The organism is Candidatus Eremiobacterota bacterium, from assembly GCA_031082125.1.
Lineage (GTDB): Bacteria > Vulcanimicrobiota > CADAWZ01 > CADAWZ01 > Ess09-12 > Ess09-12.
Genome location: JAVHLM010000007.1, coordinates 246,315 through 267,617, shown reverse-complemented (window position 1 = coordinate 267,617; position 21,303 = coordinate 246,315). Strand labels below are relative to the sequence as shown.

Below are 21,303 nucleotides of genomic sequence, written 5' to 3'. Positions count from 1 at the left end.
AAGAGTGAAAATAAGGGTGAGAATACCTCTAAGGGGCATCCCAGAGGCTCCCCTTCTTCACGTAAAGCCCTGTCCTCTCGACCTGGCACTCAAGATATGCCAGGCCCCTTTTTTCAAAAAAATCAAGAATGTCCTGGGGCTTTGCCGACGCGGTACCCGTTATTTTCAGCCGGGCCTCAAGCACCACTATCTCTCCCTCGGTGGAGAGCACCTCGAGTGATGCTACCAGAGGCCTTACGTCCAGTTCCTTACCCTTTCGTGCCGCCATAATTTCCGGGCTCCCCATGAGATCGGCGACCACCGCGGGAACAGAGCAGGCAGAGGTGACATCACGGCACAGCAATGTCATGCGATAAGAGGCCATGTGAATACTCTCAGAAAGTGGCTCCCCGCCGAGAGGGAACTCTTTCAGCTCAAAGATGCTGATGCCGCGGGGAAGGCTTTCCTGAAGCCTTCTCTTCCCCTCGGCGGGATCGAGGGCCTCTCTGAGATCAATATCGATCCATTCGGCCTTGCTCGTGTAACCAAGCGAAAGGGCCGGACCGGGTGAGAGGCGCATCCTGGGATGAAAGCCTTCAGTGTATGCCACGGGGAGATTGGCCCTTCTCACCGCCCTTTGAAAAGTTCTCAGCAGGTCCAGGTGGGAAATGAGCCTTACGGGCGCCTCCTTGGTATGGCCGATCCTGAGTCTCTGCACAGGCCTGGTGGCGCAGGCCAGGGGCGGCAGTTCTTCAAGCATTGGCTCATCGCCGTCATGGCTCTCTCTCCTCTCCGGAATATCACCGCTGCATAAACTGCAGCCCGTGCAGCTTCCCTGCCTGCAGTCGGCAAGAGCTTCGCCGGCCGCAGCCTTTTCCCTGTCTCTCTGCAGGAAGGCTCTCTGAGCGTCACTGCCGAGATGGTCCCATGGGAGGGCCTCGCCAGGGGCTCTCTCTCTGGTGAAATGGCCTGGGTCCACAGAGGCGTTTTCAAAGGCCTTCATCCATTTTCCGAAATCAAAACGGTCATTCCAGCCGTCAAACTTGCAGCCAAGCTTGCAGGCCTCGAGGAGAACCCTCCCAAGCCTACGGTCACCGCGGGAAAAGACCGCTTCAAGAAAGGAGAGCTCAGGGTTGTGAAAGCCAATGGTAATCTTCCCATGGCGCAGAAGCCTCTTGATGACGGCATGCTTCTCCCTGAGCGCGGCGGGGGGCAGAAATCTGTCGCGCTGGAAAGTGGTCCAGGGCTTGGGTACAAACGATGATACCGAGACGGTGAGGCGGAGCCCTGTTTCCTGGAGGATTTTCCAGACAAGCCTGGTGATGCCCACTATATCATCGTCTTCCTCGCCGGGAAGGCCCACCATGAAATAGAGCTTCAGTGACTTCCAGCCCTCGTCTTTCGCATGCCTCATTGTCTGAAGCACGTCTTCCTCGGAGCCGCCCTTGTTGATGAGGCGCCGCATCTTTTCCGTTCCCACCTCGGGGGCGAAGGTGAGGGAGCTGCGGCGGTAGCGCTGCACCACCTTGGCAAGACCCAGCGAAAAGGCGTCAATCCTCAGGCTGGGAAGGCTTATCTCTATGTAGCGGTCAGCATATTCTTTCTGGAGAAGTGCCACAAGCTCCCTGATGGCGCTGTAATCAGAGCAGGAAAGGGACACAAGGGAGATTTCCTCGTATCCAGTCCTCCTTATGGACTCCCTCGCAAGATCCAGAAGCCTCTGTAGAGACCTCTCCCTTACAGGCCGGTATATCATTCCCGCCTGGCAGAAGCGGCACCCCCTTGTGCAGCCCCTGAATATCTCCAGCATTATCCTGTCATGCACTGTCTCCACGAAGGGGACCACGGGGTTCGTGGGATAGTATGCCTCCTCGAGGGAGCTCACGGCCCTCCTCTCAATCATGAGAGGTGCAGACTGATGAGTGGCCGTCAGGCCGGCAAAATTGCCTTGCTCATCGTAGGTCGCCTCATAGAAGCCGGGCACATAGACGCCGCGGATCCCGGCAAGCCTTGGGAGGAGCTCGGCCTTTTTGCCTGACTCCCTCTTCCATTCCTTCAGCAGGGAGAGAATCTCCACAATGACCTCTTCCCCTTCCCCCAGGACAAAAAAGTCAAAAAAGTCCGCCAGGGGCTCGGCATTGAACACGCAGGAACCGCCGCCCGCAATGAGGGGGAAGCCATCGCCCCGGTCCCCGGCCCTCAGGGGGATATGGGCCAGGTCCAGGATATTGAGGACGTTGGAATAAGTCATCTCGTAAGGCAGGGTGAATCCCAGGAGGTCAAAGTCCGCGAGGGGCCGTGCCGATTCAAGGGAGAAGAGGGGCCGGGAGGCCTCCCTGAGCCTTTCCTCGGCATCGACCCAGGGAGCGAAAGCCCTCTCAACGAGAGTATCGGGGTCTCCCGCGATGATGCCGTAAAGGATCTTGAGGCCCAGGCCCGACTGGCCGATCTCGTAGGTGTCGGGGAATACAAGGGCAACCCTGAGGCGGGCCTCATCCCATTCCTTGTGCGAAGCGTTCAGCTCCGTGCCGAAGTAGCGAGCCGGGCGGGTGCAGGGGGCTAGAAGCTTTTCAAGAGATTCCATATGCAGTGATTCTGTCACGGACCCTCACCCCGGCGGGGCTATGCGCTTACTTTCACGAATTCTGCTCCCTTTTTCAGGGCTTCCCTGTTGAGAGGAATTATCTTCTCCTTGCCGGGAAACATCTTGGGAAGTGCTTCCATGACACTCTCAAAGGAGACGGAGCCCCGCTTTTCGATATAGGCGCCCAGGGCCACCATGTTGGCAGCCCTCACGTTGCCCATCTCAGTGGCAATCTCAGTGGCGGGGATCATGACGGTTTCCACGTCGCTCCTCTTCACTTCCCTGTTGACAAGCGACTTGTTTACCACGATGAGGCCGCCGCTCTTGAGGGAATCCTCAAATTTGTCCAGGGAGGGAAGGTTCATGATGATGAGCGAGAGAGGCTTGGAGATGATGGGCGCGTAAATCTCCTGCTCTGAGATGATGACGGTGCAGTTGGCGAAGCCTCCTCTCGTCTCGGGGCCGTATGCAGGCATCCAGAGCACGTTCTTTCCTTCGCTCATTCCTGAATAAGTGAGAAGCTGGCCTATGAGCATCACGCCCTGGCCGCCGAATCCGGCAATAATCAGTTCTTCGTGCATGGTAAGCACCTCCCTTTCAATGGGCTTTTCATTCTTCCGCCTTTGCTCCGGCGGCCTCCCCGGCATCCCTGTCCTTGTAAACACCAAGGGGGAACACGGGGATCATGTTCTCTTTGAGCCAGTCAAGCGCCTTGAGGGGCGCCATTCCCCAGCATGAAGGGCACGTGGAGAGTATTTCCACCAGGTTGAAGCCCTTGCCGTCCACCTGGTTCTTGAAAGCCTTCTTGATGGCCTGCTTTGCCTTGATGACCGAGGCGGGGTTCATGACGGTGACCCGCTGGATGAATTGCGCGCCCTCGAGGGTCGAGAGCATTTCCGAGACCTTTATCGGAAAGCCATGGAGCTCAGCCTTCCTGCCGTAGGGCGTGGTCTCCGAGTATTGGCCGATAAGGGTGGTGGGCGCCATCTGGCCGCCGGTCATCCCGTAGATGGCGTTGTTGACGAATATGACCGTTATCTTTTCGCCCCTCGTGGCAGCGTGGACGATCTCGGCGGTCCCGATTGCGGCAAGATCGCCGTCGCCCTGGTAAGTGAAGACAATGCAGTCAGGCCTTGACCGCTTGATACCCGTGGCCACTGCAGGAGCCCTCCCGTGGGCGGCGCCCACGCAGTCAAAATTGAAAAATTCGTAGGCAAAAACGGCGCATCCGACGGGAGACACTCCCACGGTCCTCTCGCGGATCCCCAGCTCATCAATCGATTCGGCGATGAGGCGGTGGATGATGCCGTGAGTGCACCCGGCGCAGTAGCTGAAATGCTTTTCGTCAATTGATACTGGTTTTTCAAATACCTTCTCCATGTGAATCCTCCTTCCGGTGAGAAAATGAAAAAGCCTCTCAGAGCTTCGCGGGACTCTTCCTGAGGCTCATTATCTGGGATAGAATCTGCTCGACGGTGGGGACCATCCCGCCCATTCTCCCGAAGAAATGGACGGGGAGCCTCCCGTTTATGGAGAGCTTGACATCCTCCAGCATCTGGCCCGCGCTCATCTCCACGACAAGCACCGTCTGGATGTTCCTGAGGTTTCTGAAGGCCTTTTCGGGGAAGGGCCATACGGTGATGGGGCGTATGACGCCCACTTTCACTCCCTGCTCCTGGGCCTCCTTCATCGCCGATTTCACGATGCGCGCCATCGTGCCGTGGGCGACGACAAGAATTTCCGTGTCATCGCTGAGGCTCAGCTCCTCCCAGCGCTGCTCTTTCTCCCGTATTGCGGCGAATTTCTTCTGGAGCTTCAGGTTGTGCTCTTCCATCCTCTCAGGCTGGATGTAAATTGAGGTGACGGTGTTCTTCGGCCGCCCCTTGCAGCCGGTGAGTGCCCATGGCTTTTCAAAGACCATGGGCTTGTAATCGCCGAAATCCACGGGCTCCATGAGCTGGCCCAGCATCCCGTCGGTGAGGAGCATGCAGGGGTTCCGGTAGGTGTCGGCCAGGTCAAAGGCCATTCTCACCATATCCACGATCTCCTGCACCGATGACGGGGAGAGGACTATTATATTGTAATCACCATGGCCCCCTCCCTTGGTGGCCTGGAAATAATCGGACTGGGCCGGCTGGATGGTGCCCAGGCCCGGTCCTGCCCGCTGCACGTTGCAGACAAGCGCGGGAAGCTCGGCGCCCACCATGTAGGAGATACCTTCCTGCTTGAGGCTCACGCCGGGGCTTGACGATGACGTCATCACCCTTACTCCTGCCGAGGACGCCCCGTACACCATGTTTACCGAGGCCACCTCGCTTTCGCCCTGGAGAAAGACGCCTCCCTCCTGGGGCATTCTCTTTGCCAGATAGGCAGGCAGCTCGCTCTGCGGGGTGATGGGATAGCCGAAGAAATGCCGGCACCCCGCCGTGATAGCCGCCTCGCCAATGGCTTCATTACCTTTCATCAATACTTTTTTCCCCATACAAGCCACACCTTTCCTGATTATTTCTCTTATCCGCCTGCCCGCGGCACATGGATGCCTTTACTTGTAGACCGTGATTGCCACGTCAGGGCACATGCGCCCGCAGGTGGCGCACCCGACGCACTTCTCCTGGTCTTTCTGCCTCGCAGGGTAATAACCCTTGGTGTTGAGGTGCTCCGAGGCATCGATAATCTTCTTCGGGCAGAAATGGGCGCACAGCATGCAGCCCTTGCACCTCTCAACATCCACCTCTATTAATGGCATAGCGCTTCCCTCCCTGTCTTGATTCAAAATACTGGTGAAAATAGAGTCTCAGCTTGAAGACGGGCTCTTCCAGCGGAGGCTCCACCATGTCCTCCTTGATGCAGTGAAAGGCAAGCGGAACTCCGATCTCCGCTGCCAGGGCTCTGGCGGTCCGGGCGCCCTCAAGGACGATCTCCGGCGTCGTCTCCCCCATGAGGTGGGTATTATTGACGATTCCCGTGATCCTGAGGCCGCTCGAGCCCTCTATATCCCTCATCATCGAGAGAATCTCGGCGCGCTCCTTTGCAAGGGGCCTTGATATGTTCACCACGTAATAAAGGCGGTGAGCCCTCCGGGATAGCTCATCCTGGAAACAGCCCAGGACTCTCGCGCCTACGTCATCTCCTCCCACGTCGAGCACTACCTTTGAGGTCCCGGAAGCGAGGATCGCCCTCACTTCCGGAGGAACAAGAGGAAGATCGGCATGGAGATAGGGCGCCGGTGGTGCCACGAGCTTAACTGCTGTGGCTTCAAGCTCTGCCGCCAGGTGGCGGCTCCTGAAGTAAGGCTTGACAATATCAAGATCAACAAGATGGACAGGCCCGTTCCCGCCTCTTCCGGCAAGCTTTAGAGAAAAATTGGCGGCTATCTCCGTTTTGCCCGATCCCAGTCCGCCGGTAAAGATAAAAACGGAGAATCCTTCTGGAATCATATCTATATCCTTTTTTCGGCGCCTCTCATATATCCAGGGGTATCTCGCCCGCAAAAACCTCAATGGCGGGGCCTTTCATGAATACCTCGCCTGATTCTTTCCAGGTAACCTGTAATGTGCCGCCGGGGAGATCGACCTTTGCAGTCCTGCCTGTTTTCCCTGCGAGAAAGGCTGCCACAAGTGATGCGCAGGCCCCCGTGCCGCAGGCCTGTGTCTCCCCGGCGCCGCGCTCCCATACTTTCACTTCAAGATGATCCGCTGCGCGGACCTTCACAAACTCCACATTGGTTCTCTCAGGGAAAAGAGGGTGATATTCCAGGGCTTTCCCTTCGTCGTGAAGCCTGATTCCGCTGAAGCCCTCCACGAAAATCACGCAGTGAGGGTTGCCCATATTCACGCAGGTCGCTTCGTAGTTCCTGCCCCCTGCCTGGATCATCCTCATGAAAAACTGGCTGTCGCCGTCGCCGTCACAGATAACAGGTATCTCCCTGCAGCGGAGCCTCGGAATGCCCATATTCACCTCGACAAGCCATATGCTTTCATTCTCCTCGAACACAGAAACCCCTTTCAGGCCGGCCTTTGTGGCGATGGAGAACTCTCTTCTTCTCACGAGGTTTTTGTCATAAAGGAGCTTTGCAAGGCACCGGATCCCGTTCCCGCACATTTCCGCCTGGGAGCCGTCAGGGTTGTAGAGCCGCATCTCAAATTCAGCGCTGTCTGTTGTGGAATGGTAATAAAGGAGCAGGCCATCGGCACCTATCCCGCGCCTTCTCTCGCAGAGGGAGAGGGCCATACGCTCAGGCGGGATGCCTCCAAGCTCACGGCCGTCAGCGATTATGAAATCATTTCCGAGTCCATGCATCTTGACGAAGTGCATAGCATTACTTCTCTGACAATACTCCTACTTTTTCTTTCTTCTCCCCCGTCCCGAGTGCCTCCTTGAAGGCATCGCCAAGGAATACCGTGTTGATATTCTTGACTGCGTTAATGGTGGTGACCGCGTGCTTGTAGATCATCTGGAGTTTCCCCTCGCCATTTTCGATAAAAATGGTGAAATTATCGAATCCTTTAATATTGCCTTTGAGCTGGAAGCCGTTGACCAGGTAAATTATCACACCCTGGTTCTCTTTTTTGCACTGCGCAAGGTAGGCATCCTGAAGATTGAGCTGCATAGGTAAAACTCCTTTCTCTCTGTAAAAAAATGACAATGCCTGAAGGGGAAGGTTTTTTCTCTCCCGTTATACTTAAAGATGAAAGAGCCAATCTCCTCTTATTTTCTCTTAAATAGCTTTTCCAGATCGTCCCTTTCAAGTCTTATCATCGTAGGCCTCCCGTGGGGGCAGTGAAAAGGATCGCAGGTTTCCATGAGGTTCTTCTCCAGGGCCGACATCTCCTCGGGGGTGAGGCGGTCGCCGGCCTGCACGGAGCCCCTGCAGGCCATGATTTTCCTCAGGCGCTCGGGGATATCGGAATCCTGTGATTTTCTGCCTTCCATAAGCTCTGAGAGCACTGTGCGCACAAAGGGCTCCACCTCTCTTTCCTTGATGAAGGGAGGCATAGAGAGAACCCTGAAGGATGTTCCCCCGAAATGCTCCATAGAAAGGCCCATCCTGCTTAACTCATCAAGGTGCTCACTGAGAAAAAGGCTTTCCGAAGGGGAAAATTCGTATACCGGCGAGAAGAGCATACCCTGTGCCATGGAATGGGTCGCTGATTCCTTCCCGTCAAGCTCTTCATAGACAATCCTCTCGTGGCCTGCGTGCTGGTCGATAATCACAAGGGCCCCGTTCTTTTCCCCTACGATATAGGTACCGTAGAGCTGGGCAAGAGGAAGAAAGCCCGAGGCTTTCTCCGGGGCGGGGGGGGCTTTCCATGGGGAAGGGGATTTCAATTCCCGGGGGGCTTCAGGCGGGTTCCAGGGGCCGCCGCTTTCCCCTGCCTCATCGATGACCTCGCCGGTGACGGAATCGTACGGCAGTCCTATCTGGAAGGAACGCTCCCTCCCTTGCTCCTTCACTTCCGTGACAAGCGCCTCATAGGAAGGGATCCTGAACTGCCTTGTGGCGGCCGCCACGGCATCCCTCACCATCCTGAATATAGAGTTTGCCTTTTCAAAGCGGATCTCAGTCTTCGTGGGATGGACATTCACGTCCAGCTCGCCACCCGGCAGGGTGAGGAAAAGGAGTGCCAGCGGGTAGCGCCGGGGAGGGACAAGGGGATGATAGCCGTCCTGCAGGGCCTGAAGGATCAGGGAGCTCTTTATGAGCCTGCCGTTGACAAATACGGTCTCCTCCTGGCGGTTTCCCCTCACGATACGGGGATGGCAGAGGTACCCCCTGATGCTTAAGGAACCCTCCTGACAGGTCATTTCCCTTATATCGTCCTGGTCTTCGACAGTCCAGAGGGTGGCCAGGCAGTCCCTTACGCCCATGGCGGCGGGGAAGCTGAAAACATTCTTTCCGTTCGACTTCAGCCTGAAGTGTATGTCTCTCCTTGAGAGGGCAATCTTGGAGAGGAGGTGGGAGATCTGTGCTGTCTCCTGCACGGGGTTCTTGAGGAATTTTTTCCGGGCTGGCGTATTGAAGAAGAGTTTTGTCACCGAAATATGGGTCCCCCTGTCGCCGGGGGCCTCCCTGATCTCACCAGCCTCACCGCCTTCTATCACGAGCCTGAAGGCGCATTCCTCCCCCTCCGGCCTCGAGGTGATCTCCATCCTTGACACGGCTGCAATGCTGGGTAGGGCTTCACCCCTGAAACCCAGCGTGGCAAGCTTCTCAAGGTCGTCAAAATCCGCTATCTTGCTGGTGGCAAATCGCTGCACTGCGAGGCCCATGTCACCCGGGGCCATCCCGCAGCCATTGTCGGTGATTTTCATCTCCCTGACGCCGCCATCCTGGAGCTCGACGGTGATGGAGGTGCTCCCCGCGTCAATGGAGTTTTCCACGAGCTCCTTGACGACGGAGAGAGGTCTCTCGATGACTTCCCCGGCGGCAATCTTCTCCCTGGTATCCCTGTCAAGAATCCTTATCTGTGCCATGGGGTCTCACTTTCTGCATAGTGCGGGAGCCAGGCGGCTCCGTGATCCTCTGAAGCTCATGGATTCCAGGGGTTTGGGGTGAAGGATCTTTCATTTCTTGGAGGCGCCGAAGCTTATCTTGTTTCTCCCGCCCTGCTTGGATTGATACATGGCCTTGTCGGCACAGTCTATCAGCTCTTTCTTGGTCTGCGCGTCCTCGGGGAAGCTCCCCACGCCGCCGCTTATCGTGATGTGGACCACCTGGCCCTTCAGTACAAACTCGTACTCCTCAACGGCGGTCCTTATCTTTTCCGCGAGAATGACGGCGCTTATCCTGTTGGTGTTGAGCATGGTGACGGTGAACTCGTCGCCGCCATACCGGCACAGGACATCCCCCTTCCTCGCCAGGGACCTGAAGACACCGCCCAGTTGTTTGAGAAGCGCGTCGCCCTGCGGATGACCGTAAGTGTCATTTATCTTCTTGAAGAAATCAACGTCTATGATCATGAAGGAGAGGGGCTTGTTCTCATACTTGGCCTTGGTAAGCTCCTTGGCGAGGTTCTCCTGGAAAAAGCCATGGGTGAAAAGCCCCGACAGTGAATCGGTAATCGCCATCGCTCCCATGGTCTCCTGTATCTGGATATTCCTCACTGCCAGGGCAATCTGGTTCGCCAGCATAGAGAAGAGCTTCAGGTCCTCCTCGCCGTAAAAGCCGGGAAGCGTGTGGGCAATCAGTATGATGCCCATTACCCTGTCATCCATCATGAGAGGAGCTATCATCATTGCCCTGAGCCCCTTGTCCTTGGGGATCACGTCTTCGCGGGGATCGGCAGAGTAATTGTCGATGCGCTGCTCCACCTTCTCCTTGATGGTCTTGCCGATAATCGACGGCGTTATCTCCACGTTGAAATCGACGAACAGCTCAGGGATCTTGGCCGAGTAGGCCTTCACTCTCAGCACGGGGTCGTCTTTCTCGTCCTGGCTCTTCATGTAGATTACGCAGCTGTGGCAGGGAAACAGGGTCTTCGCGATGTTGATCCCCTTTGAGAGCACCTGCTGAAGCGAGGAGGTGGTACCGAGCTCCTGGCCCACCTGCACAAGCGCGATGAGGGCGTCGGTCTTTTCCTCGTTGCCCTGAAGGCTGCAGTAAAGATTCCCCGCGATGAAGGAGAGAAAGAGGACACTGTATGAAAAGAGAAGAAGGGGCGGGTTCAGGAATTGCGCCGCTGATTTGTTCATAATCGAGAAGATTATACCTCCGAAGGTGTAAAAGACAATGGCAAAAAGCAGCAGGTAATACCCGGAAATCCTGCTGTTCCTGAAGCCATTGAGTATGGGAAGCGAAAAAACGAGGCAGAGCATATTGCTGGGGCTGAGATAAAGAAGCGCGAAAGCGACAAGGATATCCAGCACGATAAGGATGAAGTTTCTTGCCGGCATCTTCCTGGCGAACTGCTCAAAAATAGCTGAGAGCACGCCATAAGCTATCAGCGCCCCTGAGAGAATCAGGGGGTTCAATTTAGAGGTGCCCGCGGCACTCCCCGCCTGGTAGTATATGTAAAGAGCAGCCACGATGAAGGCGATTAACCGCCACATGATGCTCCATTTGGAGAAAGTGTCAACTATTTTTTTCAAGACTTCTCTCCTTCCGTGTAGTCTTGCCGGGAGAGTCACTCCCGGGATTTCCCTGGCCCTCGTTCCTGAACCTGTCAATACTCCTCTGCCACCGGTAGATCCTGTTGAGCGCCTGGAGAGGCGTCATTTCCATAATATTGATTCTTCTTATCTCGTCGATGACAGGATGAGGAGAATCCTCAAAAAAGGTCAGCTGCAGCGGACCCTGCTTATATTTTTCATCGCGGTGAGGTATCTTCTCATGCAACTTCTTTTCATTTTCCATTTCTTCCAGAATCTCCTGCGCCCTTTGCAGAATTTCTTGAGGAAATCCTGCGAGTTTTGCCACATAGATCCCGTAGCTCTTGTCTGAAGAGCCGGGGAGAATCTTGTGCAAAAATATGATCTCGTCCCTTGTCTCCTTGACGGCCACACGCCTGTTCCTGATGCCGGGAAAGGCTTTTGCGAGCATGGTAAGCTCCAGGAAGTGGGTGGCAAAAAGAGCCTTGCACCTGGTGCGCTCATTCAGGAACTCGGCGACGGCCCAGGCAATGGAGAGCCCGTCGAAAGTGCCCGTTCCCCTGCCTATCTCATCCAGGATCACCAGTGACCGCTCCGTGGCATTATTGATGATATTTGAGGTCTCAAGCATCTCCACCATGAAGGTGCTCTGCCCCAGGTGAAGGTCATCGGTGGCTCCCACCCTCGTGAAGATCCTGTCCACTATGCCGATTGATGCCGCCTGGGCCGGCACGAAGGATCCAATCTGTGCCATTATCACGATAAGGGCCGTCTGGCGAAGGTACGTCGATTTCCCCGACATATTGGGCCCCGTGATGATGATCATCCTCTCGTTTTCATTGAATTCCACGTCATTCTTCACGAAAGGCTCCCCCAGTATCCTTTCCACAACGGGATGACGGCCTTCAGTGATGATAAGCGACCTGTCCTCCTTGATCTGCGGCCTGCAATAGCCGTGCTCCGCAGCGATGACTGAAAAGCTTGCCAGCACGTCCAGGGTGGCAACGGCAGCGGAGAGCTCCTGGAGCTCCTGCGAGTGACGGGCCGCGACCTCCCGGATACCGCTGAATATCTCAAACTCCAGGTTCTTTATCCTCTCGTCAGCGGAGAGCACCTTTGTCTCGTATTCCTTGAGCTCCGGGCTGAAAAACCGCTCGCCATTCGCAATGGTCTGCTTTCTTATATAGTCCTCAGGCACCATCTTGAGATTGGTCCTGGTGATCTCGATATAGTAGCCAAAGACCTGGTTGAAGCCTATCTTGAGAGATTTTATCCCCGTCCTCTCCCGCTCTCTCTCCTCCATCCTGGCAATCCAGTCTTTCGCCGACCTCCTTATCTCTCTCAGCTCATCAAGGTCGCTGTGGTAGCCATCCCTTATCAGATTGCCTTCTCTCAGCGTGGCGGGCGGCGATTCATGGAGCGAGTCCTCAAGGAGCTTTCTGAGGCCGTCAAGCGTGTCAGTCCTTCCAAGCCTCACCAGCAGAGGGCTCTTGAAAGGCGCCAGCAGCTGTTTCAGAGAGGGGATCTGGTTCGCCGATTCAAGAAGGGCCAGCAGGTCCCTCCCGGTGGCCGTCCCGAAGATGCACTTGGAGAGAAGGCGCTCAACGTCCTGTATCTTTGAGAGAAGAGCTCTCAGCTTTTTTGTGGCGTCCCATGAAGCCATGAGCTCCTGGACCGCATCAAGCCGCCTCTCTATCTCCTCATGGTTGACAAGGGGCTTTACCACCCATGCCCTCAGCAGGCGCCCCCCCATTGCCGTGCAGGTGTCATCGAGAGCCCAGAGGAGCGTCCCTTTTCTCTCCCTCGCCATGATGGTTTCCAGGAGCTCCAGGTTTCTTTTGCTTGTCGCGTCAATAGTGACGAACTCGCTTCTTGAAAAGAAGCGCGGGAACCTCAGCGAGAGCGAGGTGCTTTTCTGCGTATCCCTGAGATACCGAAGCAGCGTCGCCGTGGCGCGGAGGGCGCTCTCATGCTGATAAAGCTCGGGACCTGATCTCAGGGAGGGGCCGAAGTGCTCCCTCAGTATTGCCTCGCTCTCGGCGCCGTCAGGCAGTTCGTTGATTACGGTGCAGGGTATCCTCTCAGAGGCCAGATAGGCTGAGAGAGAGGCGTGGGAGGCAAGAGCCGGGGAAATGATAAGCTCCGAAGGACGCCAGCGGTCCAGCTCCTCGCTGATGGACTCGCTTATGTCTATACGGTACTGCGTCGCCTCGAAATCGCCCGTTGAGATGTCGGCGAGTGAAAGGCCGATGATGCCGTCCTGCTCAAGCAGTGACGCCAGGTAATTGTTCTTTTTACCGTCAAGCATCTGGGGATCAAGGATGGTGCCTGAGCTTACGACGCGCATGACCTCCCTCTTCACGATCCCTTTTACCTTCTTCGGATCCTCTACCTGCTCCGAGATGGCCACCTTATGCCCCTTACCCACCAGCATATGGAGGTAAGTGTCCAGGGCGAAGTGAGGGACGCCGGCCATCGCCACCTTCCTCCCCTCTCCCGCGTCCTTGGAGGTGAGGACAATCTCGAGATCTTTTGAGATAAGCTCAGCATCTTCACCGTAGGCCTCGTAAAAATCGCCGACCCTGAAGAGGAGCACGCAGCCGGGATACTCATCCTTGGTCTTGAAATACTGTGAGAGCATTGGTGTCATACTTGACCTCAGTTAAGAGGAGATTCATGGGCGCGGGGAAGGGTAAAGGTGAATTTCGAGCCCTTGCCGGGGGTGCTTTCAACCCATATGATACCGCCATGAGCCTCGACTATCTTCTTTACGATATAAAGGCCCATGCCGACGCTGTAGATCTTCTTGGTGGTCCCCACGTCAATCTTGTGAAAGGTCTCAAAGATCTTTTTCTGCTGGGTGAAGGGGATACCGATGCCTTCGTCCTCGACACTCACTGCCACGACGTCTTTCTGATCATCTTCCAGGTTTATCACTATGCGTCCACCATCGGGAGAAAACTTGACGGCATTGGTAAGGAGGTGGTTCAGGACATAGCCTATCTGCACGGGATCGGCAAAAGTCATGGGCTCGGCATTGAAATTCCTCTCAATGATATGCCTGGGGGTGAGGATGGTGATCTTCTTGAGGGTCTCCTCAAGAAGCGGTGCAAGCTTCACGATTTTGGTGTTCAGCTCGAGCCTGTTCTTTGAGATCTTCGCCCCTTCAAGAATGTTGTCTATTATCCTGGAGAGCCTGTTGGCTTCATTGTCGATAATCTCAAGAAAGCTGTCCATGGACTCCTTGTCGAACTGCGCCTTGGGATGGCGCATGGTCGCCACGTATGCCTTGATAGTCGTGATAGGGGTCCTGAGCTCATGGGACATGGAGTCCATGAAATCCTGGCGCAGCAGCTCAAACTCTCTGGACCTGGTGAGGTCCCTGAAGATCAGCAGGGTCCTGCGCTCCCCGCCCTCCATATGGATATGGGGAAAGAAGTGCAGGCACTTGGTTACGCCGTCCCTGAGGGGAACTATGAGCTCATAATCCCCGGGATGGCTTCCTGTCCTGTAGCACCTCAGGACGTCGCAGTGCTCGACGCTGCAGGAGCATTTCCCCTCGTGGCTCAATCCCTGGAAAACTTCATAACAGGGCTTGTTGAGGACATGCTCCTTCTTCCATCCCGTTATCTCCTCGGCAGCCTCGTTGAAATGCACAATCTTCAGGTCGTGATCGAGGAGAAGGTAACCGTCGGAGATTGAGGCCGTGATGGCGCCCACCTGGCCCTCCCTTAAGGTGTAAAGCTCGACAAAGTGGCTGAGCACCTTGTGGGCGAGAAATCCCAGAAAGGCCATAATGAGGACCACAGGGACCACAAGCCAGATAAGGGAGTTCTGCAGGGGCGGGGGAAGGGCGGCAAGGACTGCGCCAAAGATGACAAGCACAGCAAACCCCCCTGCGAGAAGGGCAAGCCTTATCCTTTTTAAAAGGGAGCGTTCGGGACTCATCAGAGAACCTCTACGGTGATTTCACTGTTGGTATAGATGCAGATTTCTGAAGCGATGAGAAGAGACTCTCTCACTATTTCGGCCGCTCCGAGCTCCGAATACTTTATCATCGCCTTTGCGGCGGCCAGAGCGTAGGGCGCGCCCGATCCGATGGCAATGGCATTGTCATCGGGCTCTATCACGTCTCCCGTGCCTGACAGGAGGAGCAGGTGCTCCCTGTCGGCCACAATCATCAGTGCTTCGAGCTTTCTGAGCACCTTGTCCAGGCGCCATTCCTTGGCGAGTTCCACCGCAGCCCTGAGGAGGTTGCCGCGGTATTCCTCAAGCTTGCCTTCAAACTTTTCATATAGCGTGAGCCCGTCAGCGGCGGAGCCTGCAAAGCCCGAGAGTATCTTCCCGTCCAGCATTCTCCTGATCTTCCTCGCCCGGTGCTTCATGATGGTCTTGTCAAAGGTGACCTGCCCGTCACCGCCCAGGGCTACCTCACCCTTATGGGATACGGCTAAAATCGTCGTGGATTCCACTATTCTCTCCTCCGCAAGAGCCCCTCTTTTTCTATGAATTCCCCCAGGTCTCTGAGGGCTCTTTCCCTTATCACCTTATTTCTCTCTGCCTTTTTTTTAATCCTTTTCTCCAGGGCAGTAATGAGTCCGAAATTGATGCCCATAGGCTGAAAATCCTCGGGCCGCGCCGTGGTGATATGCTCCATGAGCGCACCCAGGGCCGTCGTTGCGGGAAGCCTTACCATGGGCTCACCCCTGGCTTTCAATGCTGCGTTGATACCGCACAGCAGGCCCGACGCCGTTGATTCCATGTAGCCTTCGACGCCTGACAGCTGGCCCGCTATGAAGAGCCCCTCACTGCCTCTCATGCTCCCGTATGGCTCAAGATGGCGGGGAGCATTGATGAAAATATTCCGGTGCATCACTCCAAGCCTTACGAACTCAGCTTCTCTCAGGGCCGGGATCATCCTGAATACCCGCCTCTGCTCGCTCCACGTGAGCCTCGTCTGAAATCCCACCAGGTTGTAAAGGGTGCCTTCCCTGTTTTCCTGGCGAAGCTGGACTACGGCATAAGGAGTCTGGCCTGTCGCGGGATCGTTGAGCCCAACGGGCTTCATGGGGCCGAACCTGAGGGTATCCCTGCCCCTTTTCGCTATCTCCTCGACGGGAAGGCATCCCTCGAAAAACTTCTGCTCATGCTGATGTGCCTCCACCTCCCCGGCGCCTGTGAGCTCCCTGTGGAAGGCTCCGTATTCTTCCTCGGAGAGAGGGCAGTTCAGGTATTCCCCTTCACCCTTCCCATACCGCGATGCCCGGAACATCCGGGTGCTGTCGAGGCTCTCCAGGCTCACCACCGGCGAGACGGCATCGTAAAAATAGAGGTAGTCGCTTCCCGTGACGGCTTGCAGGGACTGAACCATCGCTTCCGATGTCATCGGTCCCGTGGCAAGGACGGTAATCGAACCTGCGGGGATGAGACATTCTTCTTTCCTGGTGAGGGTTACCTCTGGACGGGAAAGCAGGGCTTTTTCCACGGAAGAGCTGAAGACATCCCTGTCCACGGCCAGGGCCTGCCCTGCGGGGACCCGGGAATGGTCCGCCGCCTCCATGACAAGGGAATCAAGGAGCCTGAGCTCCTCCTTGAGAAGTCCCGGCGCCGACCCCTGGCTCATTGAGCCCAGGGAATTGCTGCATACAAGCTCTGCCAGGTGTGGTGTCCTGTGGACAGGGGTCATGACAAGGGGACGCATCTCCAGCAGATGGACCTTTACTCCCCTTCTCGCTGCCTGCCATGCGGCTTCACAGCCTGCAAGGCCTCCTCCGATTACAGTGACTGAGGGCTGATTCTCCAGTGTGGCCTCCATGAAATAGAACCCGGGGCGGGAACAGCTTATGCCTGTGCGGGCGGTGCGGCAATTTCCTTTTCCTGCTTTTCCCCTTTTTGCTTCCTGCAGTCCTTGATGCACTGGGTATAAGCCTTTCCGCCCTTGCTGAACTTGAGCACCATTATGGAGCTGCAGTGGGGGCATTTTCTGTCGGTAGGCTTATACCATGAGGTAAAATCGCATTGCGGGTACTTATCGCACCCATAGAAAGTGCCCTTCCGCGTCTTCCGGGCAATTATCGAGCCGCCGCAGCCTTCATTGGGGCAGGCAATGCCGATTTTCTCGACGAAGGGTTTGGTATTCTTGCAGTTCGGGTACCCCGAGCAGGCAAGGAATTTGCCATACGGCCCCCTTTTTATCACCATGGGGCTCCCGCACTTGTCACAGGTCTCACCGGTCTCCTCGAAGACATTCTCCACCTTTTCAATCAGTTTTTCCACGGAGACAAGCGTCGTATGGAAAGGATCGTAAAATGCCTTGAGGACCTTCACCCAGTCGGCATTTCCTTCCTCGATCTTGTCGAGCTCCTCCTCGATGTTGGCGGTGAACTTGACGTCAACGATGTCAGGAAAGTATTTCACCAGCAGATCGGTGACTACCACGCCAAGATTGGTGGGAGTAAATTTCTTGTCCTGGAGCTTCACGTATTCACGCTTCTGGATGGTCTCCACGATGGGCGCGTAGGTGCTGGGCCTGCCGATGCCGTTTTTCTCCAGGGCTTTTACAAGTGACGCCTCGGTGTAGAATGGAGGAGGCTGGGTAAAATGCTGCTTGGGAATTACCTGGTGCATTGAGAGCTCTTCACCTTTGGAAAGCTCCGGGATAAGCGTCGGCTCATCTTCCTGCTCCCTCTCATCCTTGAGCTCGCTGTAAATCCTTGTAAAGCCGGGAAAAGTCACGGCGCTTCCCTGGGCCCTCAGGAGGAAGGGGCCGTTCGCTATATCGACGGTCTTTACCTCAAGCTCGCATGACGCCATGAGGCTCGCGAGAAAGCGGTCGCAAATGAGCTTGTACAGGCGGAACTGTTCCGGGGTGAGATGCCTGCTGAGAGTGCTCATGTCGCGGGCGATATTGGTGGGCCTGATGCATTCGTGGGCTTCCTGGGCGCCCTTGCTCTTCTTGTAGGTTCTCCTGGGGCCGATATAGTGCTCACCGAAAGTGCTGCGGATATACTCGGCGGCCTCCTCGCGGGCCGATTCGGCGATCCTCGTGGAATCGGTCCTCATATAGGTGATAAGGCCCACGGTGCCTTCATCGCCGATATCGAGGCCCTCGAAGAGCTGCTGGGCTACCTTCATGGTCTTCACCACTTTGAAGTTGAGCCTCCTGGAGGCGTCCTGCTGCAGCGTGCTGGTGATATAGGGAGGCGGCGGCTCCTTTTTCTGCTTCTTCTTCTCGGGATCGGCAGCCACCACAAAGGTACCCCCCTCAAGGAGACCCTTTATCTCCATGGCCCTCTCCTCATTGGGGATTTCAATTTTTTTCCCGGCCTCCTTGGAGAGACCCGCAACGAATGGGGTCTTCTCTCCCTTTTTCCCGAGCTCAGCGGCAATGGTCCAGTACTCTTCCTTTATGAAGGCATCTATCTCGCGCTGCCTGTCCACGATAAGGCGCACAGCCACAGACTGCACTCTTCCTGCCGAGAGGCCGCTTGTCACCTTCTTCCACAGGAGGGGGGAGAGCTTGTAGCCCACCAGCCTGTCCAGTATCCTTCTTGCCTGCTGGGCATTCACCTTGTCGATGTCAATTTTCCCCGGGCTTTTCAGGGCTGTTGCGAGGGCATCAGGGGTGATTTCATGAAGGGCTATCCTCGAGATGCCAGACAGATCGAGGGCTTTCGAGAGGTGCCAGGCGATGGCCTCGCCTTCCCGGTCGGGATCAGTCGCAAGGTACACCTCCCTTGCGCCATGGGCCTCCTTCCTGAGCTCCTTGATGATTTTCTCCTTGCCCTTGATGGTCACATAGCGCGGAGTGAAATTCTTCTCGATATCAACGCCGATCCTGCTCTTGGGAAGGTCGATGACATGACCCATCGAGGCTTTGACGGTAAATTCCTTGCCTACATACTTCTGAAGGGTTCTTGCCTTTGCAGGCGATTCTACTATGATAAAACCTTTATCAGCCACTTTGTTCTCCATATCCTTTATGATTTTCTCTCTCTTCATCGGCGTGAATGACGCCATTGAAGGGGCCTTGGGCATGTCCTCTCTAATACTTTAAAAAATGCCATTCTCCTGCAGAAAGTTTATTTTTTTCTCATGTAGGTGGTGCCACAGGTTTTCCTGATTATGCCCCGGACCTCCATGACGGTGAGGCGGGCCAGGAGTTGCTGGGGCTCTTCGTCCAGGAGTTCCATGAGCTCATTGGCAGTCTTTCCCCCGTCTCCTATGAGCTTCAAGACATGCTTCTCCTCGCCGGTCAGCAGGACACCCTGGAGCTCCTCCTCTTTCGGGGTGATATTGAATTCCTCCAGTATGTCGCCTACCCTTTCGACAAGCTTGGCACCTTCCCTTATGAGGCCGTGGGTGCCCCTGGAGAGGGCGCTCAGGATGCTTCCCGGCACGGCAAATACTTCCCGGCCCATTGAGAGGGCGAGCCCTGCAGTAATAAGGGAGCCGCTCCTCAGATCGGCTTCTACGACAAGAGTTCCCATGGTCATTCCGGCAATTATCCTGTTGCGGAGAGGGAAATTACCTTTCTCAGGCTTTGTTCCCGGGGGAAACTCCGATAACACGGCGCCATGGGATTCCATCTCCCTCTGGAGCCTTGCATTTTCCGGGGGATAGAAGATATCAGGACCGCAGCCCAGTACCCCGATGGTGCGGCCGCCGCGGTCAAGGGCGCCGCGGTGCGCGCAGGAATCAATTCCGCGTGCCAGTCCGCTCACGACGGTGAAATCATTGCAGGCAAGATCGCCAGCAATGATGGCTGCCGCCTTCTTCCCATAGTCAGAGGCCTTTCTGGCCCCCACGACGGCAAGAGACCTTGTATCCTCTTCCTTCAGGGTGCCTTTCATATAGAGAACCAGGGGCGGGTCATTGATTGTGCGCAGAAGCGGAGGGTAAATGTCATCCTCGTAGGTGACAAGGCCTATCCCGAGGCGCTCCAGGTCGTTAAGCAGCCTCCCCGCCGAGGCGCTGCAATCACTCCCGTCAATCGCCCTTGCAATAATCTCCGCAGTGTGGCTTCCGATCCCCCTTACCTGCTTTATCTCGTTCAAGGAGGCGCCGCGGAGCTTACCGGGCGACCCGAAATGACTGACAAGGGCCAGTATCCTGGAGGGTCCCACACCCTGTGCCTGCGCGAGGGAGAGCCAGATTCTCCTGTCATCCATGGTTAGGTAAAGCGGAACACGGTCTGTCCTATTGTAATCTGATCGCCCCTGTTCAGGCTCACCTTCTTTGAAATGCGGAACTGGTTGACCCATGTGCCGTTGGTGGAGCCTATATCCTCGACGAAGTAGCTGTTTCCTTCCCTTGTGAAGCGGGCATGGGCTTTTGAGGCATTCACATCCCATGCCATGACCAGGTCGCCTGTCTCCCTCCCCACGACGAAGGAATCCCTGTCCAGGGACACTGTGAGATTCTGAGCCTCGCATACAAGGCTGGGCGGCCCCTGGGAAGCCTTTATGGTGAGCTTTCCTGACGGGGTGGAAGGCTGTTCCTGGGGCGCCAGGGCGGGTGGAGCCTGCGGCGGGGCATACTGGGGCGGTGCCTGCTGGGGCGGTGCCTGCTGGGGAGGCGTCGCAGCTGCCGAGATCCGCTCAATGACCGAGGGAGGAAGCACGGGTGAAGCCTGGGAACTCCCTGTCACGAGGCCCAGCCTTTCAAAAATATCCCTGTAGTCAGACTTGGCATCATATACCTTGCCGGTCTCGCTGCCTCCATAGGCGCCTCCTGTGCCAGCGTCGCAGAGGCCGAGGCTGTAACGGTAATCAAGGTATATCTCGGGGTCCATCTCCTCCTTGTTCAGCCCTTTTTTGAAAATCTCCCTTGCTGTCTCGGGATCGCCGCGGGAAATGATGGCTCTTCCAAGGATCAGCCAGTTCAGGTATCCTATGTTGCCGTCAGGCACGGCGTTTTTCAGGCGCTCCACCACGTAGTCATAAGCGCCTGCCTCGTAGAGGAGAGCACCGATATAGAAAAGCAATACGGGCTGTAAAGGCATCACGCCGAGCATCTGCTCCAGGACCTCAATGGCGTCACGGCGCAGGCCGTCGCCTCTCAGGGCAAGGGTGAGAAGGGTGTTCACCCCTATGAGATCGGCAAAAAAGGTAAAGCACGAGTTCCCTGTGACTGCCAGGGTCATGTTGAAGCTCGGGAGGTATTTCCTGATGGTCTTGTTCAGGGTCTGCTGGAGCAGGATGGCCTTTTTATAATTCTCATAGGAAAGCTTGTACTCTCCCCTTGCCAGGTAAAGGCATCCAAGGAGGAAATAGCTGTCAGTGAGCTGGGGATCCTTCGACGCCGACTCGTTAAGTCTTTCAATGGCCTCCTTCTCCCTGCCTATCATGAGGCTCTGGCAGCCCTGGATAAAGGCTCTCTCGCCCTGGGGCAGCGTGAGGTTCTTGAAGACGCTCACTATCATCTTGCTGTTCATCTGGGGCTCGAAGAAACCTACTGAGGGGATGAGCTTCCCGGGGCACCTCTCTCTCCTGCTGTAATAGAGACCTGTCTGGAGGGTTATCTTTGCGGTCTCTGTAGTGGGCTTCAAGGTCTTTGAAACTTCACCGACACCCTTGGTGACCATTTTCGAGGCAATATTCACTCCCTTGTTGATAGTGTCGAGAATATCCTTGTTCACCGCGCAGCACCCC

The 21,303-nt window shown here is 55.9% G+C and carries 17 protein-coding genes; all 17 read right to left on the bottom strand.

The window, feature by feature from the left end:
* Positions 1-28: 28 nt before the first annotated feature.
* A complete protein-coding gene (locus RDV48_10685) occupies positions 29-2,581 on the bottom strand; it encodes a TIGR03960 family B12-binding radical SAM protein (GenBank protein ID MDQ7823250.1) in 2,553 nt (850 codons plus the stop codon).
* Positions 2,582-2,601: 20 nt separating this feature from the next.
* The gene (locus RDV48_10680) at positions 2,602-3,144 is read right to left on the bottom strand and encodes a 2-oxoacid:acceptor oxidoreductase family protein (GenBank protein MDQ7823249.1); all 543 of its coding nucleotides are present in this window, start codon (positions 3,142-3,144) and stop codon (positions 2,602-2,604) included.
* A 28-nt stretch (positions 3,145-3,172) separates the two neighbouring features.
* Positions 3,173-3,943 carry a thiamine pyrophosphate-dependent enzyme gene (locus RDV48_10675; protein MDQ7823248.1) on the bottom strand — a complete coding sequence of 257 codons (771 nt, stop codon included), beginning with the start codon at positions 3,941-3,943 and terminating at the stop codon, positions 3,173-3,175.
* A gap of 37 nt (positions 3,944-3,980) precedes the next feature.
* Positions 3,981-5,045 (bottom strand): 3-methyl-2-oxobutanoate dehydrogenase subunit VorB, encoded by a 1,065-nt coding sequence (locus RDV48_10670; GenBank protein ID MDQ7823247.1) that lies wholly within the window; start codon positions 5,043-5,045, stop codon positions 3,981-3,983.
* A 60-nt stretch (positions 5,046-5,105) separates the two neighbouring features.
* On the bottom strand, positions 5,106-5,309 hold the full coding sequence (locus RDV48_10665; protein MDQ7823246.1) for a 4Fe-4S binding protein: 204 nt from the start codon (positions 5,307-5,309) through the stop codon (positions 5,106-5,108).
* The gene (locus tag RDV48_10660; GenBank protein ID MDQ7823245.1) at positions 5,284-6,000 is read right to left on the bottom strand and encodes a hypothetical protein; all 717 of its coding nucleotides are present in this window, start codon (positions 5,998-6,000) and stop codon (positions 5,284-5,286) included. The genes RDV48_10665 and RDV48_10660 overlap by 26 nt, the downstream gene beginning before the upstream one ends.
* 25 nt (positions 6,001-6,025) lie before the next feature.
* Positions 6,026-6,877, bottom strand: coding sequence for a diaminopimelate epimerase (gene dapF, locus RDV48_10655; GenBank protein ID MDQ7823244.1), 852 nt, complete (start codon positions 6,875-6,877; stop codon positions 6,026-6,028).
* A 4-nt stretch (positions 6,878-6,881) separates the two neighbouring features.
* Positions 6,882-7,172: an RNA chaperone Hfq gene (gene hfq, locus RDV48_10650; GenBank protein ID MDQ7823243.1), complete on the bottom strand. Its 291-nt coding sequence runs from the start codon at positions 7,170-7,172 to the stop codon at positions 6,882-6,884.
* A gap of 98 nt (positions 7,173-7,270) precedes the next feature.
* A complete protein-coding gene (gene mutL, locus RDV48_10645; protein MDQ7823242.1) occupies positions 7,271-9,037 on the bottom strand; it encodes a DNA mismatch repair endonuclease MutL in 1,767 nt (588 codons plus the stop codon).
* Positions 9,038-9,127: 90 nt separating this feature from the next.
* Positions 9,128-10,651, bottom strand: coding sequence for a sensor domain-containing diguanylate cyclase (locus RDV48_10640; protein MDQ7823241.1), 1,524 nt, complete (start codon positions 10,649-10,651; stop codon positions 9,128-9,130).
* Positions 10,635-13,301, bottom strand: coding sequence for a DNA mismatch repair protein MutS (mutS, locus tag RDV48_10635; GenBank protein ID MDQ7823240.1), 2,667 nt, complete (start codon positions 13,299-13,301; stop codon positions 10,635-10,637). Before mutS ends, RDV48_10640 begins: the two co-directional genes overlap by 17 nt.
* An 8-nt stretch (positions 13,302-13,309) precedes the next feature.
* Positions 13,310-14,599 carry an ATP-binding protein gene (locus RDV48_10630; GenBank protein ID MDQ7823239.1) on the bottom strand — a complete coding sequence of 430 codons (1,290 nt, stop codon included), beginning with the start codon at positions 14,597-14,599 and terminating at the stop codon, positions 13,310-13,312.
* Positions 14,599-15,126: an ATP-dependent protease subunit HslV gene (gene hslV, locus RDV48_10625; protein ID MDQ7823238.1), complete on the bottom strand. Its 528-nt coding sequence runs from the start codon at positions 15,124-15,126 to the stop codon at positions 14,599-14,601. Before hslV ends, RDV48_10630 begins: the two co-directional genes overlap by 1 nt.
* Positions 15,123-16,466, bottom strand: coding sequence for a methylenetetrahydrofolate--tRNA-(uracil(54)-C(5))-methyltransferase (FADH(2)-oxidizing) TrmFO (trmFO, locus tag RDV48_10620; protein ID MDQ7823237.1), 1,344 nt, complete (start codon positions 16,464-16,466; stop codon positions 15,123-15,125). Before trmFO ends, hslV begins: the two co-directional genes overlap by 4 nt.
* Before the next feature lie 26 nt (positions 16,467-16,492).
* The gene (gene topA / locus RDV48_10615) at positions 16,493-18,613 is read right to left on the bottom strand and encodes a type I DNA topoisomerase (protein ID MDQ7823236.1); all 2,121 of its coding nucleotides are present in this window, start codon (positions 18,611-18,613) and stop codon (positions 16,493-16,495) included.
* Positions 18,614-18,732: 119 nt separating this feature from the next.
* Positions 18,733-19,821, bottom strand: coding sequence for a DNA-processing protein DprA (gene dprA / locus RDV48_10610; GenBank protein ID MDQ7823235.1), 1,089 nt, complete (start codon positions 19,819-19,821; stop codon positions 18,733-18,735).
* A 2-nt stretch (positions 19,822-19,823) separates the two neighbouring features.
* Entirely contained in the window at positions 19,824-21,290 is a 1,467-nt protein-coding gene (locus tag RDV48_10605; GenBank protein ID MDQ7823234.1) for an FHA domain-containing protein, read from the bottom strand.
* Between the last annotated feature and the right edge of the window lie 13 nt (positions 21,291-21,303).